Source organism: Herpetosiphon giganteus, assembly GCF_016907925.1.
GTDB lineage: Bacteria > Chloroflexota > Chloroflexia > Chloroflexales > Herpetosiphonaceae > Herpetosiphon > Herpetosiphon giganteus.
Genome location: NZ_JAFBCZ010000001.1, coordinates 335,384 through 352,650 on the forward strand (window position 1 = coordinate 335,384; position 17,267 = coordinate 352,650).

Genomic DNA, 17,267 nt, shown 5'->3' on the forward strand with positions numbered 1-17,267 from the left:
GCTAGCCGCGTTTGATGCGACGCGATTCTTGCGAACGCCGAATCGTGTCACGGTATTTATCAAATTCTTCGATCATCTTGCCTGTGCCACGAGCCACGCACGAAAGCGGATCTTCGGCGATGTGAACTGGCATTTTGGTTTCAGCGGCAATCCGGCGGTCTAAGCCGCGCAACATCGAGCCGCCACCAGCCAAGGTAATGCCGTGCTCCATAATGTCAGCGACCAACTCTGGCGGGGTTTCTTCCAGGGCGGTGCGCACTTCGGAAACGATATTGGCAACTGGGCCAGCGATGCCTTCGCGCAACTCAATGCTGCTAATTTCAATAGCTTTGGGCAAGCCAGTTAGCAAATCGCGGCCCCGCAAGGTAACTTTAATTTCTTCTTCGAGTGGGTAGGCTGAGCCAGCGGCAATTTTGGCTTTTTCGGCCATGCGCTCGCCAATCAGCAAGTTATATTCGCGGCGGGCAAAGGCAATTACGGCTTCGTCGATTTCGTCGCCAGCGGTGCGCAACGAGTGGTTAATCACAATCCCGCCCAGCGAGATCACGGCAACTTCGGTTGTGCCGCCACCAATATCGACCACCATCGAGCCAGTTGGTTCGGTCACAGGTAAGCCTGCGCCAACTGCGGCGGCCATTGGTTCTTCGATCACATAGGCTTCGCGTGCGCCAGCGTTCATGGCAGCGTCACGGGCAGCGCGTTTTTCCACATCGGTCACGCCCGAAGGCACGCCAACAATAACTCGTGGGCGGCCAGCAATGCTTGCCCCAACGTGTTTGTGGGCTTGGTCGAAAAAATATTTCATCATCTTTTCGACAACATCAAAATCGGCAATTACGCCATCGCGGAGCGGACGAACTGCGACAATATTGGCTGGGGTTTTGCCGACCATGGCTTTGGCCGCAGCGCCAAAAGCTTGGGGAATCCCCGTGCGTTTATCAATGGCCACCACTGATGGCTCGGAAATCACAATGCCTTTGCCGCGTAAATAGACTAAAGTATTGGCGGTGCCTAAGTCCATACCAATATCGCGGCTAAATGAGCGAAAAAATGATCTAAACATATATGGTGCGATGATCTTTCTGCTGCAGCGCTCGCGTGGATGGTTGGCAGGAAGTCAAGGTGCAGGCCGGAGCCACAAGCCCCGCAAGCGGGCATTTAATCCAAAAAAGAAGGGCTTTTGGCCCTCGTATACGCGCCATTATAGCATAATCAGATCGGGCGAGACCCGTGTTAAGCTGATAGCTAGCTGATAGTACGGCGCTAAAAACGCCATCGCCGAGGATTTTGCCATGATTCGAGTTGCAATTGTTGAAGATCAACGGATTGTTCGCGAGGGCTTGATTGCTGTTTTGGAGGATGAAGCCAACATTGCGATTGTGGGCGAGGCTGCCAATGGCCAAGAAGCAATTAATCTTTATGCCCAAGAACTACCAGATGTCGTATTGATGGATTTGCAAATGCCCGTGATGGATGGCCCAACCGCGATTGGTCAGCTGTGCCAACGCTGGCCCCAAGCCAAAGTGCTGGTGCTGACAACCTATGCCACCGATGAGTTTATTTGGGCGGCCTTGCGCGCAGGAGCCAAGGGCTACTTGCTCAAAGATGCTTCTGCTGATGAGTTGGTTTCGGCAATTCAAGCGGTGGCGCGGGGCAGCACCCACCTCGCCCCCGATATTGCTGCCAAACTAGTGGCTGGCGTGAGCAATCCCCAGCCAGAATCGTTAACTCCACGCGAGTTGGAAGTACTGCACTTGTTGGGACGGGGTCGCTCCAATGGCGAGATTGCGCTAGAGCTTGATATTGCGCTACGCACGGTCAAAGTTCATGTCCAAAATATCTTGGGCAAGCTTGGCGCAACCAATCGCACCGAGGCCGTCAGCATCGCCGTGCGCCAAAAACTGATCAGCCTGACGTAAAAGGATGAAGGAAATCAAAAGGCAGAAATGAAGGATGAAGGATGAAGGATGAGGGATGAAACCGCGAAGAACGCGAAATTTTAACGCCTTCGTGCTCTTCGTGTCCTTCGTGGTTAAAAATCGTATCCTTGAAACCGCGAAGAGCACGAAGAACGCGAAATTTTAACGCCTTCGTGCTCTTCGTGTCCTTCGTGGATCAAAAGCCTATAGCCTATAGCCTATAGCCTTCGTGGTTAGGCTTCGTTGATGATGCGCAGGGCTTCGGTGATATGTTTGTTAGCGTTGAGCATCGACGAGAAAATATGCTGAATCGTGCCCTTTTGATCGATGATATAGGTCACGCGGCCTGCCAAAATGCCCAAGGTCGTTGCGCCATACAGCTTGCGCACCGTGCCATCGTGATCGCTCAACAAGGTAAATGGTAGTCGATGATTAGCGGCAAATTGCTCATGCGACTCAACCGAATCGCTGCTAATGCCAATTACTTCGGCTCCTGCTTGCTTGAATACCTCGTATTGGTCGCGAAAAGCACAGACTTCGGCCACGCAGCCAGCAGAATGATCCTTGGGATAGAAAAACAACACGATTTTCTTATTGCCAATCAGGCTTTGCAGATCAATCATTTGGCCAGCTTGGTTGGGCAGGCTAAAAGCTGGGGCTTGATCGCCAACGCTCAATTTGCCAGTGGTTGCAGTCGCCATCTTAAAAAACTCCTCACTAAAATTTAGGCTTGTTGCAAAATCCGTAACGATTCGTCAATATGTTTTTGGGCATTCAAGCGCGATGAAAAAATATGCTGAATCGTGCCTTGCGGATCGATGATGTAGGTCACGCGGCCAGTAAAAATGCCCAGCGTGGTTGCGCCGTAGGCTTTGCGCACCGCGCTATCGCCATCACTCAACAAAGTAAACGGCAGGCGATGTTTGGTCGCAAATTGCTTGTGCGACTCGACCGAATCGCTGCTTACGCCAATCACTTCGGCTCCTGCTTGCTTGAATACTTCATATTGGTCGCGAAAAGCACAGACTTCGGCCACGCAAATCAGCGAATCATCTTTGGGATAGAAAAAGAGCACAATATGCTTTTTGCCCAGCAAATCGTTGAGATCGACAATCGCGCCAGTTTGGTTGGGCAGCCGAAAGTTTGGGGCGCGATCGCCAATTTGCAGTTTGCCAGCGGTTGCGGTCGTCATTGGGCGTTGCTCCACGATTAATCACTATTCACTCAGGCGATTATTGCACGCTCCTTTCCCGTTTGGTTTCCTTAGTTAATTCCCAATTGGCACGATTTTGGTTTAAAATGCTGGCTAGGTGATTTTGGGTTGGGAATGGGCGATGGAACGACGCTATTATTTTTTGGGCCTGCCGCAAATTTTCTACAACCAGCAATTGATTCATCTGACCAATGCCAAGGCCGTGGCGTTGTTGGCCTATTTGGCATGCCAACCACAGCTGCAGCCCCGCGAACGCATTTTGGGCTTGCTCTGGGCCGAAAGTAGCAGCAGCGCCGCGCGCAAAAACCTAAGCAATTGTCTCTGGCTGTTGCGCCAACAATTGGGCAACGATTGTATTCGCAGCCACGATGATCGTTTGAGTTTGGGCAACGAGGGCTGGAACGATCTGCAAACATTATGGCAATTCGATCAGCCTGATCTGACAACGCTACTTAATTGTTATCGTGGCCCATTGCTCGATGGCCTGAATTTGCGCGATGCGCCGGAGTTTGAATTATGGCTCCTGCAAGAGCGCAATCGGGTGCATCAGCACTATCTGCAATTGCTTGAACAGGGGTTGCAACGCTGCGACGATTGGCAGCAAAAACTACAACTTGCCAGCCATGGCCTCACGATCGATCCGCTGCATGAGCCATTTGTCCAAGCGGCGATTCAAGCATGCTTGGCGCTCGATCAACGGGCCAATGCCTTGCAACACTACACCAATTTCCATTATCAACTTGAGCAACAATTAGGTTTGGAGCCAGCAGCGGCAACCCAAGCGCTGCGCATGCAAATTCTTGGCCCGCCCACGGGCGCAACGCTTCAGCCACCACGTTTACCCGCCCCAACCAACAATGCCACATTAATTGGCCGCGAGCGTGATTACGCATTGTTGAATCGCGCTTGGCAAGCCAGTTTGCACCAACAACTCCAAGTTGTGCTGCTCACCGGCGAGCTGGGAATTGGCAAAACCAGCTTGTGGCAAACATGGCTGGGTCAAATTCGCGAAGCGCATCAAGTTATCGTGGCGCGAGGGCTGGAAATTACCCAATTGCTGCCATTTGCGCCATTCTTGGCTTGGACCGACCAAACCGCGCTGCTTGATTGGCTGTTTGGCGCACAATCGCCATTAGCTCCCTACTGGCAAAGCGAGTTGGCGCGCTTGATTCCCGATTTTAAGCAACGCGAGATCGTGCCACCACTGAGCACAGCCACACCAGCCGAAGAACGCCGCCGAATTTTCGAGGCCATGTTGCAAGTTTTGTTGCTGTTTGCCGATCAGCCTTTGGTGTTGGTGCTCGACGATGCACATTGGGCCGATGAACTTTCGCTTGGTTGGCTGGGCTTTGCCGCCGAACGCTTGCAATCCAAGCCAGTGCTGATTATTTTGACCTATCGGGCCAATCAGGTACAAGGCGAATTGGCCAACTTGCTTTGGCATTGGCAACGCAACCACATCGCCCAACGCCATGAGTTGCAACCGCTAAGCGCCAGCGAAAGCGCCCAATTGGTGCGCCAACATGGCGGCGATATGCAACGCAGTGCCCAACTCTATCAGCGCAGCCGAGGCAATCCCTACTTTTTGCACGAATTATTACAAGCCCCAAGCGAGCAAATTCCTAGCTCGCTGGCAGATGTGTTGGGCTTGCGCTTAACCAGTTTGCCGAATGCTGCCCAAGCCTTGCTCTCAGCCGCCATGATTTTGGGCATCAACAGCAGGCTCGAATTGTTGCAACAAGTCAGTCATTGCAACGAAGATCAAGCCCTCGATATGCTTGATCTCTTATTGCAGCAAGGCATTTTGGCCGAGCAAACAGGCCAATATCAAATTGCCCACCCGCTGATTGCTGAAGTGTGGCAGCAATATTTGAGTCCGGCGCGTCGCCAGGTGTTTCATCGGCGGGCTGCCGAAGCCTTGGCCGCCAGTTATGCGGGTATGTTGCCACTGGTCGCGGTGCAATTGGCCAGCCATTATGAAGCTGCGGGCAATGCCCACGAAGCAGCGCGCTACGCAGAAATGGCTGGCTATCATGCCTTGATTATGGCATCGGGCCAAGCAGCAGTCACGCTCTATCAACGAGCACTGAGCTTGGAAACAACGCCGCTGCGCATGCTTGGGCTTGGTCGGGCCTGGGTCTTGGAGGGCGATGTGCTCGCAGCCCGCGCCAGTTTTGATGCAGCCCGCCAAGCCTTCGAAGCATTGGGCGATTTTGCAGGCGCAGCCCAAGCCAGCCTCCACTTGGCCGCAAGTTATCAGTAGGAGTTGGGGAGCTGGTGTTGGGGGTCGGGGATCGGAAGAGTTAATGATCCACGAAGAGCACGAAGAGCACGAAGAACGATTTTTTAGCCACAGATTGCCACAGATTATTTGGACTATCCTGCTATACCCCACATTTCATCCTTCATCCCTCATCCTTCATCCTTTATCTTTTCTCTCTGGGCCGCTGCGTTAACGGATTGATCCACGAATTGCACGAATTGCACGAAAAATCTTCCCATAGCCCAAAGCCAATAGCCAATAGCCATATTTCTCTACGCCTCTGCGTTAAAGGATTGATCCACGAACCGCACGAATTGCATGAATGATTATTTTTTCGCCACAGATTGTCACAGATTAGCCCAGATGATTTTTTCATACCCTATAGCCAATAGCCCAAAGCCAAGAGCCTATCGTCCAATCCCCAGCCCCCGATCCCCGACCCCCAACATCCTATGTTCTATGTTCTTTGCTCTATGTTCTCTCTCATAGCTTTACAATAAAAACGTTTGACAAGCATCTTTGATGGCATATATACTACACAAAGCCCGTTGGCAACCCCAAGCGGGCTTGTAGTGTGCTGAAAGGCTGGTGCGCGGTGTCTCAAGAACGGCTCGCAGCGTTGCGGATGCTTTTTGAAGCAGCCCAAATTGATGGATTGTTGGTGGCCAATAGCCAAAATCGGCGGTATCTGAGCGGGTTTAGTGGTTCGGCGGGCGTGTTGTTAATTGATGCTCAACGGGCATTGTTAATCACCGATGGCCGCTATACCGTGCAAGCAGCGCAAGAGGCCAGCCAATTTGAAACCATCACGCGCACGCTTGATGAAACGTTGGATAGCTGCGTTGGCCGCTATGTTGCGCCAATCAAGCGCTTGGGCTACGAGCCAACAACCTTGAGCGTTGCCGATTATAATGCCTTGCGCCAAGCGCTGCCTGGCGATGTAACCTTGGTTGCGATTGGTTCGTTGACTGAGCAATTACGCGCCATCAAAAGCAGCGAAGAAGTTGCGACCCTGCGCCAAGCAATTAACATTACTGACCAAGCCTTAGCAACAGTTAAGCCGATGTTGCGCCCAAGCATGCTCGAACGCGAAGTTGCTTGGGAATTGCACAAGGCAATCGTGGAGCATGGCGGCGATGGCTTAGCCTTTGAGATTATCGTGGGCGCTGGCTTGAATAGTGCCTTGCCCCATTATCACGCTGGCAACGCGCCACTCGGCCAAGGTCAACCGATTGTGATTGATTTTGGCGCGCTGTATGCTGGCTATCATGGCGATATGACGCGCACCTTGGTGCTGGGTCAGCCCGATGCCAAATTCGACGAAATTTATGGCATTGTGCGCCACGCGCTGGAAGATGCAACCAACGGCATCACGGCCAACACCACCGGCAAAGAGGCTGACGCATTCGCCCGCAATGTCATCGAAGCCTCTGGCTATGGCCAATATTTCAGCCATGGCACTGGCCACGGGGTTGGCTTGCAGATTCACGAAGAGCCACGGCTCAGCCGCGTGCACAACGATTTGCTGCCAGTTGGCTCAATTTTCAGCATCGAGCCAGGCATTTATTTGCCCGATTGGGGCGGCGTGCGGCTCGAAAACTTGGTTTTGCTCAATGCCAATGGCGTTGAAACCCTTACACAGTCACCACTTGACCCGATTATTGTGATCGAGCAAGCCTAAAATTTATTACAACCCAAAGGGAGTTTTTGTATCATGGTCTCAACAGGTGAAGTACGCAAAGGTCTAACCCTCATTATTGATGGTGAATTGTTCCGCGTGATGGAAGCCAACCACGTCAAGCAAGGTCGTGGCACGGCATTCTTGCGCCTGACCTTACGCAATGTCCGCACCAGTGCCACCACCGTCAAAACCTTTATGGCTGGCGAACGCTTCGAAGTAGCTCGCTTGTCAACCCGCAATGTGCAATATCTCTATCGCGAAGATAACTACATCTATGTGATGAACACCGAAACCTACGATCAATTCCCCGTCAGCGTGGATTTGCTCGAAGATGCCTTATTGTACATTCGCGAAAACGAAACCTTCGATGTCTTGACCTATGAAGATGAAGTATTGGATATTTCATTGCCTTCATCAGTCGAGATGACGGTAGTCGAAACCGAGCCAAACTACAAAGGTGATACCGCTTCAGGTGGCGGCAAGCCTGCAACAACCGATACCGGTTTGGTGGTTCAAGTGCCATCATTTGTCGCCGTCGGCGAACGGATTCGCGTCGATACCACCAACGGCAAGTACCTCACCCGGATCTAGGTGGAGTTGCGCCGCGTATTTTAAAGCTGATCATCACGGCGCTGGGCACGTTCCCTGCGCCGTCGCCATTTCTAAAAGTGTAGTTGAGGATGTTAGCCCATGAGTGAGCAAACGCCAGAACATAATTTACTCACCGAGGATGTGCGTGAGTTGCTCCGTTTAATCACCCAAACCGATATTACCGAGTTGAGCCTTGAGCGTGGCGATGCCAAGATTCATGTCAAGCGCACGCCCTATGCTGTGGCAGCCCCAGTCGTGGTGACCAGCGGTGTAGCGGCGGCTCCTGCTGCTGCCAGCAGCGCCGAAACTCCAGCTGCATCAATCGGCCAGCCCATTACCTCGCCCATGGTTGGAACGTTCTATGCCTCGCCATCGCCCAAAGATCCAGCCTACGTCAAAGTTGGCGATGAAGTTCACCCAGGCGACGTGATCGGCATTGTCGAAGCCATGAAGATGATGAACGAAATTGAAAGCGAAATTCATGGCCGCGTCGCCGTCATTCACGTTGAAAATAGCCAGCCAGTCGAGTATGGCCAAGTGCTCATTTCAATCGTGCCGCTTGATTAAGAGCTTGTGGTATTTACATTCCCTCACCCCCCAGCCCCCTCTCCCACTGGACGCGGGCGAGGGGGAGCGTCATCTTAATCACGAATTGTGGTAGACCCACCGTGGTAATGCCCCTCGCCCATCGAACGGGAGAGGGGTTGGGGTGAGGGGATATCCATCATTTCTAAACTATTCAAGATTGTTTTTTTGCCAAAATCCTCGTACAATTGTGCTACTATCCTCAGTAAGCAGGCCAAGCCATGGAACAACTTTCAGTCAGTGAATTATGTGGGTATATCAATGCGGTGCTCACCAGCGATCCCGTCGTTAGCGACGTTTGGGTCTTTGGCGAGGTTTCCAATTGCAAACGCCATTCATCGGGCCATTGGTATTTAACCCTCAAGGAAGCCGATGCGCGGATCGATGCGGTTATTTGGCGCTCAACTGCCTTACGACTTAGTTCATTGCCCCACGATGGCATGGCAATTTTGGGCCATGGCAAAGTCGAACTCTATAACGGACGCTTGCAACTCTACCTCGATTTCATCACCCCTGCTGGCGAAGGCCTGTTGCAAGCCCAATACGAACGGCTCAAAGCCCAACTCGAAGCCGAAGGCTTAACCGAGCGCAAACGACCTTTACCACTTTTTCCGCAACGCATTGGCATCGTCACCTCGCCAACTGGGGCCGCCTTGCAGGATATGTTGAATGTGCTGCGCCGCCGCTTTCCCTTGGCCGAAGTAATTATCGCGCCAGCCCTCGTGCAGGGCGAAGATGCAGCGCCATCAATTGTCGAGGCCTTGTATGAGCTGTTCGATTTCGAGCCAGATGTGATTATTGTGGCCCGTGGTGGTGGCTCAATTGAGGATCTCTGGGCCTTCAACGAAGAGATTGTGGCGCGGGCGGTGTTTGCCTCGCCAGTGCCAGTCGTCACGGGCGTTGGCCACGAAACCGATACAACAATCGTTGATTTTGTGTCCGATTTGCGCGCGCCAACGCCTTCCGCCGCTGCCGAGTTGGTCACGCCCGATCTGGCCACATTACGCGATGAATTGATCAATCAGGTTGGTTTGTTGCATGGTTTGTTCCAAGGGCGCTTGCAATTGTTGCGCAGCGAACTCAACCAACAGCAACAACAATTGCTCCGTCACGATCCCCAATTGCGGCTGCAACAAGGACATGAACATGTGGCCGTGCAGCAACAGCGCTTGCAACGCGCCATGCAACGTATGCTCGAAATGGCCCGTTTGAAGGTGCAAGTGGCTGAGCGTAGTTTAGTGGCACTCAATCCTGAACGAACGCTGGCTCGTGGCTATGCGGTGGTTTTGCAGGCAGGCCGCGCCATCACCAATCGCAATCAAGTTGCGGTGGGCGAAACAATCAGCATTCAACTGCATCACGGCCAAATTCAGGCCACAATTGATGAACTGAGGGATTAAGCGATGTTACTAGCCAGCCTCAAAGTCAAAGCGCCAACCGCCGATGATCGTGAGCAATTTCCGTTGAATGTGCCAGCGATTCAGGCCTTGATTGACCATGAAATCGATTTTACCGCGCCAGTCACGATTATTGTTGGCGATAATGGCTCTGGCAAATCGACTTTTTTAGAAGGCTTGGCGGTGGCTGCCCGTTCAATCGCGGTCGGAACTTACGATCTTGATCAGGATCAAAGCCTCACCTCAGCCCAACGCTTGGCGAGATATTTGCACCTGAGTTGGCGCAAGCGCTCTGGGCGTGGCTTTTTCCTGCGGGCTGAAGATTTTTTTGGCTATGCACTACGCTTGAATCAATTGCGCATCGAGGCCGAGGCTGGCTTGCGCGAGGTCGAGGCCGATACGACGCTTTCGCCATTGGCCCGTGCTCAAGCCCGCCAAACCCATTCGCGCACCATCGGCGAGTTGCGTCACCGTTATGGCGAAGGCCTCGATCACGCTTCGCATGGCGAGAGTTTTCTGCGCTTGTTTCAATCGCGCTTTGTGCCCAATGGCTTATATTTGCTCGACGAACCGGAAGCACCATTAGCGCCGATTCGCCAATTGAGTTTGTTGTCGCTGATGCGCGATGCAGTTGAGCAGCAACAAAGCCAATTTGTCATTGTAACCCACTCGCCGATTATTATGGCCTATCCCAAGGCCCAGTTGCTGCAAATTAGCGCAGCGGGCTTGCAACCAATTGAATATAACGCCATTGAGCATGTGACGTTGTTGCGCGATTTTCTCAACCAGCCTGATCGCTTTTTACGTCATTTGTAGCGATGGGGATTGGTTTTGATCCACGAAGAGCACGAAGCGCACGAAGGACGGAAACCGCGAAGAACACGAAGAATAGTTTTTTAAGCCACGAATTGCACGAATTCCACGAATAATTATTTTTTGCCACAGATTGCCCAGATTTGTTTGATTATCATTCCCATGGCCCAAAGCCTATAGCCATGTTTCTATACATTAAAAAACCACGAAGGACGCGAAGATTCGTGCTCTTCGTGTCCTTCGTGGATCAAAAACTAGCAGATTTAGCCGCGGAAGCCGCCACCACGGCGGTCGTTGCCACCTGGGCGTGGGCCACGGTCGCCACCTTCACGAGGGCGGTCGCCTTCAGGGCGTGGGCCGCGATCACCTTCAGGGCGTGGGCCACGGTCGCCGCCTTCAGGGCGTGGGCCGCGATCGCCGCCTGGGCGTGGGCCACGGTCGCCGCCGCCACCATTACCACCGCGAGGGCCACCTTTGCTGCTGCTGCTCTTGCGTTGTTCAGCAGTTTCGCCGGTGAGAATTGCGCGACGTGAAAGGCTCAATTTGCCAGTGCCTGGCTCAACATCGATCACCATCACGGTCAATTCATCGCCAATTTTGACCACATCTTCGACGTTTTCGACCCGTTTTTCATCAAGCTCGGAAACGTGAACCATGCCATCTTTGCCTGGCAAAATGTTGACGAACGCGCCGTATGGCATAATCCGTACAACTTTACCAGTGAAGATTTCGCCAACTTTGGCTTCGCGGGTCAAGCCTTCGATCAACGATTGAGCCAAGCGTGCGCCATCAGCGTCAGGCGTGGTCACGAATACGCGACCATCGTCTTCAACATCGATTTGAGCGCCAGTTTGCTCGATAATTGAGCGAATCGTCTTACCACCAGGCCCAATCAAGGCACCGATCTTCGATGGCTCAATTTGCAGGGTGATAATCCGTGGGGCAAATTGCGAAATATCATTGCGCGCCGTGTTGATGATTTCATTCATCTTATCGAGAATGAACACGCGGCCTTGGCGAGCTTGCTCAAACGCTTGCTGCATAATTTCGTAGGTGATGCCCGTGGTTTTGATGTCCATTTGCAGCGCGGTGATGCCAGCACTGGTGCCAGCAACCTTGAAGTCCATATCGCCCAAGGCATCTTCCAAGCCTTGGATGTCGGTCAAGACGCTGAATTGGCCAGCTTCTTTGCCAGTAATCAAGCCCATTGCCACCCCAGCAACTGGAGCTTTGATTGGAACCCCAGCATCCATCAAGGCCAACGACGAGCCACAAACTGAGGCCATCGACGATGAACCGTTGGATGCCAATACTTCCGAAACCAAGCGCATGGTGTAAGGGAAGCTATCTTTTTCTGGCAACACTGGCACCAAAGCCCGTTCTGCCAACTTGCCGTGACCAATATCGCGGCGACGTGGGCCACGTGAAGGCCGCGCTTCGCCAGTCGAGAAGGCAGGGAAGTTGTAGTGGTGCATATAGTGGCGGGTGGTTTCAATTCCCAAATCGTCAAGGCGTTGTTCGTCGCCAGGCGAGCCAAGGGTTGCCACCGTCAGCACTTGGGTTTGGCCACGGGTAAACAAGCCCGAGCCGTGAACGCGAGGCAACACCCCAACATCAACAGCAATTGGGCGAATTTCGTTGACCTTACGGCCATCAACCCGAATGCCTTGCTCAAGAATTGAAGAGCGAACTTCATTTTTGACCAAGCCATCGTAGGCTTTGGTGACGGTCTTGACGCGAGCAGCCAATTCTTCTTCGGTTGCGCCAGCACTGAATTTTTCGAGCACTTCAAGCCGCAGGGCATCGGTTGCATCTTCGCGCGCAGTTTTGTCGCTGTTGTTCAAGGCTTCTAAGAAGCGATTGCCCATCCAAGCTTTGATTTCATCTTGCAGGCTGGTATCGACGACCGGAGCCACAAATTCTTTTTTGGGCTTGCCACATTTTTCGGCCAATTCAAGCTGGGCTTGAATAACCGATTGCATGGCTTCGTGACCGCGCTTGACTGCTTCGAGCATTTCGGCTTCGGTCAATTCGTAAGCGCTAGCTTCGACCATCATCACTGCTTCGCTGGTGCCAGAAACAACCAAATCGAGGCGGCTATTTTCCATCAAGCCCATCACGGGGTTGATGGCAAAAACGCCATCGATATGGCCCATTTGCACTGCGGCAACTGGCCCAGCAAATGGAATATCCGAAATCACCAAGGCTGCCGAAGCGCCAATAATCGCCAAGGGGCCTGGATCATTCACTTGGTCGGTTGAAAGTGTGGTGATCGAGACCTGCACATCATTGTAGTAGCCTTTGGGGAACAAAGGCCGCAATGGGCGGTCGGTCAAACGCGAGGTCAAAATCGCGGTTTCGGTTGGGCGGCCTTCGCGTTTGAAGAACGAACCTGGAATTTTACCAGCGGCGTACATTTTTTCTTCGTAATCGACGGTCAAAGGGAAGAAATCAATCCCTTCGCGTGGTTCATTTGAAGCAGTAACTGCTGCTAACAAGACCGTATCGCCGTAACGAACTAAAACTGCGCCATTGGCCAACTGCGCAACGCGGCCTGCTTCAATCGTCAATGGGCGACCTGCAAGCTCCACCGTTACACTATGAACTTGATGTTCAGTCAAAATATGCCTCCAAACACCCCACTTGGGTGCTTCACAACGTGGATCGTTAGGCACTGGAGCCTGCGCAGCAACACCCAGTCACTGTTCACGCGCCAATTCCTAACGTCCACAAAACCATCAGTGCGCCTCTTTACTGCAATCATTGAGCCAGCGAGGCGTTATTGTGGCTCAACACAAAAACGTCTGGGAGCAATTGTACTCCCAGACGTGTATTTTAGCATGCTTTGCAAGCAAACACTTTACCCAATTTAGGCTTTGATCCGCAGACCCAAGCGTTCGCTGACAGCGCGGAACCGAGCATTATCTTTTTTGCTCAGGTAGGCCAACAAGCGACGGCGACGACCAACCAACTTCAGCAAACCACGACGTGAGTGGTGATCTTGCTTGTGCAATTTCAAGTGCTCGATTAATTGGTTGATGCGGTCGGTCAAAAGGGCAATTTGCACATCTGCCGAGCCAGTATCTGTTTCGTGCAGTTTATAGTTATTGATAACGGTTGACTTTTCTTGATCCAGCGACACGGTGTGCCTCCTTGTTAATTGGGCATGGGAATGCCGGTTTTCCCACCCTTCCCTGTGCAACGTCATTCGCGGCACATTAGCTGCGAGTATACCAGCAAAATCGATTCTGTGCAAATCGATATGTCAAGCCGATTTAACATTTCGGATGAGAGCTGGATGAGAATCACAAGCAAAATAGCTCATGCTAATGCGCTAAAAGCCATATGGTACAGGTTTATAGCCTTAACCACTCCGTTCTCTCGCCCATTGATTGATCACCACCCTTCCGTCCCGCCTCAAGGCGGGAGACGCAGGGGGCTTTAATCCCCCTGCACCCCCTAAAAGGACAATCCGCGTTTGAACCACATCCAGTGATGAACCTACAGATTTGGTGGTGAGCAGCGGAAACCAACCCTTGGAAGAAGGTTGGGGTGCGAGAATGCACATGCTGCCAATCCAATGAACCAGTACACGCTAAAAGCCTCATTGCTGCTAACCCTGGTAGTTGTAGCAATGGGTGCTACGCACGAAGCCCGTAGCTGGCTCAAATCCACAGGCCTCGTAAAGCTTCGCCGCCGCTGGATTATTGGTGTATAAGCTAATTTTGGCAAAATGGCCAGCCGCATGCTTCAGGCTGTGCAGCACAATTTGCTTGGCCAAGCCATGCCGCCGCCACGGAGGCAACACATACACATGGCGAATGCGGCCAATCGTCGCGGTCGGTTGGTAGGGATCGATGCTAATGCCGCCAATTGCCCGCAAACGCTGGCCTTGCCAAATGCCCCAAAAGCCTTCACCTGGCTGCGAAAAAGTTTGGACGCCACTTTGCCATTCTTCGGCAAGTCGTTGCACCATGCTGTAGCCTTCGGCGCTGCTGGCGGCAATCAACGGCGCTAATTCGGCCAAATGTTGCTGGGTAAATGATCGTAACTCTTGCATTGCTCAGCTCCTCGATTAAGCAAATAGCCCTTGCAAGCCTGCTAATTCATTTTTAGGGTCGCGCTGCATTAAATCCAGCCCAGCTTGTTGCGGCGATTTGCCTTCAAATAACACGCGATACAATTCATCGGCGATCGGTAATTCGACATTATAGTGTTGGGCGAGTTGGCGGGCGGTGGCAGTGGTATTCACGCCTTCGGCAACTTGGCCAAGCTGGGCCAACGCAGTTTCGAGCGATTGGCCACGAGCAAGCGCTTCACCCAAACGGCGATTGCGGCTATGCGGCGAGGCACACGTAGCAATCAAATCGCCCAAGCCCGCCAAGCCAGCAAAAGTCAGCGGATGCGCACCCCGCGCCATGCCCAAGCGAGTCATCTCGGCCAAACCTCTGGTGATAAAGGCCGCTTTGGCATTATCGCCCAAGCCCATGCCATCGCAAATGCCAGCCCCAAGCGCGACAATATTTTTGAGTGCGCCGCCAAGCTCCACCCCAATCACATCGCTTGAGCGATAGATGCGCATTAATGTGGTGGTGAGCAAGCTCTGCGCCCGCTGACCAGCCTGATCATCACTTAACGCTACAACGCTGGTCGAAGGCAAACCTTGGGCAATTTCGTTGGCGATGTTTGGCCCTGAGAGTGCGCCAATCAAGCCACGTGGATGCGGGCTGAGCGCCTCGGCCAAGACTTCGCTCATCGTTTCAAGGCTGCCCGTCTCGATGCCTTTGGCACAGCTGAGCACAATCGTATCGGGGGCAAGCAGCGGCGCAAGTTGCAAAGCATTGCTGCGAATCGTTTTGGAAGGCACAGCCAACAGAATGACCTGAGCTTGGGCTGCAAGCGCAGGCTCAAACGCCAAGCCCAAATTGGCCGGAAAGCGCTGCCCAGGCAAAAAACGGCTGTTTTCGCCAGCAGCTTGGAGTTGCTCAACCTCCGCTTGGTTGCGGCCAAACAGCGTGACGTTGCGCCCGCCACGCGCCAAAACCAAGGCCAAGGTTGTGCCCCAATTGCCTGTGCCGATAACTGCTACGTCAAGCCGTTGGATCATGATCGTGCCTCCCAAATATTGCGATTCAGCTCTTCTTAGCATACCATTAGTCGTACGAGTCCCACATTGAATCTATCTAAACCAGCGATTGCAAGCTGTGCTCCAAGCCCATGATTTTGGCGTTCTGCTGGCGTGGCCATGCTGAATGTAGCGAAACGTTTACAGCAATTTGGGGTTAAACAGCGGTAAAATCAAACCAGCGACAAACTTGCAATTAGCATTAAAGGTGGTCTGGAATGGCACCAGAAACAATTTATCTCGATCATGCAGCGACGACTGCAACTGATCCAAGGGTCGTTGAGGCGATGTTGCCCTATTTCAACACAGCCTACGGCAATCCATCAAGTATCTATCGGCTGGGCCGCGCCGCACTCGAAGGCGTAGACGAGGCCCGCGAAACTGTCGCCAACCTGTTGGGCGCAAAACGCAAAGAAATTGTGTTTACAAGCGGCGGTTCCGAGGCCGATAATCTGGCGATTAAGGGCGTGGCGTTTGCTCAGCGTGACGCAGGCAAAGGCAATCACATCATCACCAGCGCAATTGAACATCACGCGGTGCTGCATGCGGTGGAATATCTCGAACACTTTGGCTTTGAAATAACCATCTTGCCAGTTGATAGTACTGGCTTGGTTTCAGTTGCCGATTTACGGGCTGCAATTCGCCCAACCACGGTTTTGGTCAGCATTATGGCGGCCAACAACGAGATTGGCACAATTCAGCCAATTGCCGAATTGGGCGCGGTCTGCCGCGAACACGATGTGCTATTTCATACCGATGCGGTGCAATTAATCGGCGCGCAACCAATTAATGTCAAAGAGTTAAATGTTGATTTGTTGAGCCTGACGGCGCATAAATTTTATGGGCCAAAAGGCATTGGTGCGCTGTATATGCGGCGCGGCGTGCCGATGCTGCCATTAATTAATGGTGGCTCGCAGGAACGACGTTTGCGAGCGGGCACCGAAAATGTGCCTGGGATTGTTGGCTTGGCCAAGGCCTTGCAATTGGCGGTCGATGAGCTGCCGCAAAGCGTCAGCCAAATCACCAGCCTGCGCGATCGGCTGATTTCAGGGATTGAAGCAACAATTCCGCATGTGTATCTGAATGGTCATCGCACCCAGCGTTTGCCGAATAATGTCAATATTTCGTTTGATTTTATTGAGGGCGAAAGCATGCTGCTGCTGCTTGATCAACAGGGCATTTATGCCTCAAGTGGCTCGGCCTGTACCAGCGGCTCGCTCGACCCATCGCATGTGTTGATGGCTTTGGGAATTAGCGCCGAACGCGCCCATGGCAGCCTGCGCATGACCCTTGGCCGCGATAACACTGCCGAGCAAATCGAGCGCGTATTGGAATTATTGCCACCCATTGTTGAGCGCTTGCGGGCGGTTTCGCCAATGTATCGCCATTTCTTGGCTGAGCAAACTGTCTATTAGGCAATCATTTATAGAGCGGTTTGGGTCTCACCACCCTTCCGTCCCGCCTCAAGGCGGGAAACGCAGGGGGCTTTAATCCCCCTGCACCCCCTAACGGGCAATTTATAGTCGGCAATAGTGCTAAATAGGAATTAAAAAGAGTAGTTGAGCGGGGATTAACATCGTCAGAATTGCTAGCCAAAGCTGAGCCATGTTCTGGTATAATGTCACGCTAGACTGCCTTCGTTGGCGATAGTTAAAGATCGATTAAATAGCATATACTTTG

General features: G+C 52.6%; 15 protein-coding genes. 8 read left to right on the plus strand and 7 right to left on the minus strand.

Annotated elements, in window-relative coordinates; all coding sequences use genetic code 11:
• Nucleotide 1: 1 nt before the first annotated feature.
• Entirely contained in the window at nt 2-1,063 is a 1,062-nt protein-coding gene (locus JOD20_RS01460) for a rod shape-determining protein (protein WP_012192298.1), read from the minus strand.
• A 229-nt stretch (nt 1,064-1,292) separates the two neighbouring features.
• Here JOD20_RS01460 and JOD20_RS01465 point away from each other — a divergent pair, with 229 nt between their 5' ends.
• Nucleotides 1,293-1,919: a response regulator transcription factor gene (locus JOD20_RS01465; protein WP_204753569.1), complete on the plus strand. Its 627-nt coding sequence runs from the start codon at nt 1,293-1,295 to the stop codon at nt 1,917-1,919.
• A 233-nt stretch (nt 1,920-2,152) separates the two neighbouring features.
• On the opposite strand, the gene JOD20_RS01470 is transcribed toward JOD20_RS01465, so the two are convergent.
• Complete coding sequence (locus tag JOD20_RS01470) at nt 2,153-2,620, minus strand: peroxiredoxin (RefSeq protein WP_204753570.1); 468 nt, start codon at nt 2,618-2,620, stop codon at nt 2,153-2,155.
• Between the two features lie 23 nt (nt 2,621-2,643).
• Nucleotides 2,644-3,111, minus strand: a complete 468-nt coding sequence (locus JOD20_RS01475; protein WP_204753571.1) for a peroxiredoxin — start codon at nt 3,109-3,111, stop codon at nt 2,644-2,646.
• Between the two features lie 142 nt (nt 3,112-3,253).
• Here JOD20_RS01475 and JOD20_RS01480 point away from each other — a divergent pair, with 142 nt between their 5' ends.
• From JOD20_RS01480 to JOD20_RS01505, 6 genes are all read left to right on the plus strand, one after another.
• The gene (locus JOD20_RS01480; RefSeq protein WP_204753572.1) at nt 3,254-5,395 is read left to right on the plus strand and encodes an ATP-binding protein; all 2,142 of its coding nucleotides are present in this window, start codon (nt 3,254-3,256) and stop codon (nt 5,393-5,395) included.
• A 595-nt stretch (nt 5,396-5,990) separates the two neighbouring features.
• Entirely contained in the window at nt 5,991-7,076 is a 1,086-nt protein-coding gene (locus tag JOD20_RS01485) for a M24 family metallopeptidase (RefSeq protein WP_204753573.1), read from the plus strand.
• Nucleotides 7,077-7,109: 33 nt separating this feature from the next.
• Nucleotides 7,110-7,667, plus strand: coding sequence for an elongation factor P (efp, locus tag JOD20_RS01490; protein ID WP_054535670.1), 558 nt, complete (start codon nt 7,110-7,112; stop codon nt 7,665-7,667).
• Nucleotides 7,668-7,766: 99 nt separating this feature from the next.
• Nucleotides 7,767-8,234: an acetyl-CoA carboxylase biotin carboxyl carrier protein gene (gene accB, locus JOD20_RS01495; protein WP_204753574.1), complete on the plus strand. Its 468-nt coding sequence runs from the start codon at nt 7,767-7,769 to the stop codon at nt 8,232-8,234.
• 239 nt (nt 8,235-8,473) lie between these two features.
• Nucleotides 8,474-9,652 (plus strand): exodeoxyribonuclease VII large subunit, encoded by a 1,179-nt coding sequence (gene xseA / locus JOD20_RS01500; protein WP_204753575.1) that lies wholly within the window; start codon nt 8,474-8,476, stop codon nt 9,650-9,652.
• A gap of 3 nt (nt 9,653-9,655) precedes the next feature.
• Nucleotides 9,656-10,465 carry an AAA family ATPase gene (locus JOD20_RS01505; protein ID WP_204753576.1) on the plus strand — a complete coding sequence of 270 codons (810 nt, stop codon included), beginning with the start codon at nt 9,656-9,658 and terminating at the stop codon, nt 10,463-10,465.
• 260 nt (nt 10,466-10,725) lie between these two features.
• On the opposite strand, the gene pnp is transcribed toward JOD20_RS01505, so the two are convergent.
• The 4 genes from pnp to JOD20_RS01525 form a co-directional block, all read right to left on the minus strand.
• Nucleotides 10,726-13,083: a polyribonucleotide nucleotidyltransferase gene (pnp, locus tag JOD20_RS01510; protein ID WP_054535951.1), complete on the minus strand. Its 2,358-nt coding sequence runs from the start codon at nt 13,081-13,083 to the stop codon at nt 10,726-10,728.
• Between the two features lie 248 nt (nt 13,084-13,331).
• Nucleotides 13,332-13,604 carry a 30S ribosomal protein S15 gene (rpsO, locus tag JOD20_RS01515; RefSeq protein WP_054535666.1) on the minus strand — a complete coding sequence of 91 codons (273 nt, stop codon included), beginning with the start codon at nt 13,602-13,604 and terminating at the stop codon, nt 13,332-13,334.
• A gap of 471 nt (nt 13,605-14,075) precedes the next feature.
• A complete protein-coding gene (locus JOD20_RS01520) occupies nt 14,076-14,522 on the minus strand; it encodes a GNAT family N-acetyltransferase (RefSeq protein ID WP_204753577.1) in 447 nt (148 codons plus the stop codon).
• Between the two features lie 15 nt (nt 14,523-14,537).
• A complete protein-coding gene (locus tag JOD20_RS01525; protein ID WP_204753578.1) occupies nt 14,538-15,569 on the minus strand; it encodes an NAD(P)H-dependent glycerol-3-phosphate dehydrogenase in 1,032 nt (343 codons plus the stop codon).
• A 236-nt stretch (nt 15,570-15,805) separates the two neighbouring features.
• Here JOD20_RS01525 and nifS point away from each other — a divergent pair, with 236 nt between their 5' ends.
• Nucleotides 15,806-17,002, plus strand: a complete 1,197-nt coding sequence (gene nifS / locus JOD20_RS01530; protein WP_204753579.1) for a cysteine desulfurase NifS — start codon at nt 15,806-15,808, stop codon at nt 17,000-17,002.
• Nucleotides 17,003-17,267: the final 265 nt, after the last annotated feature.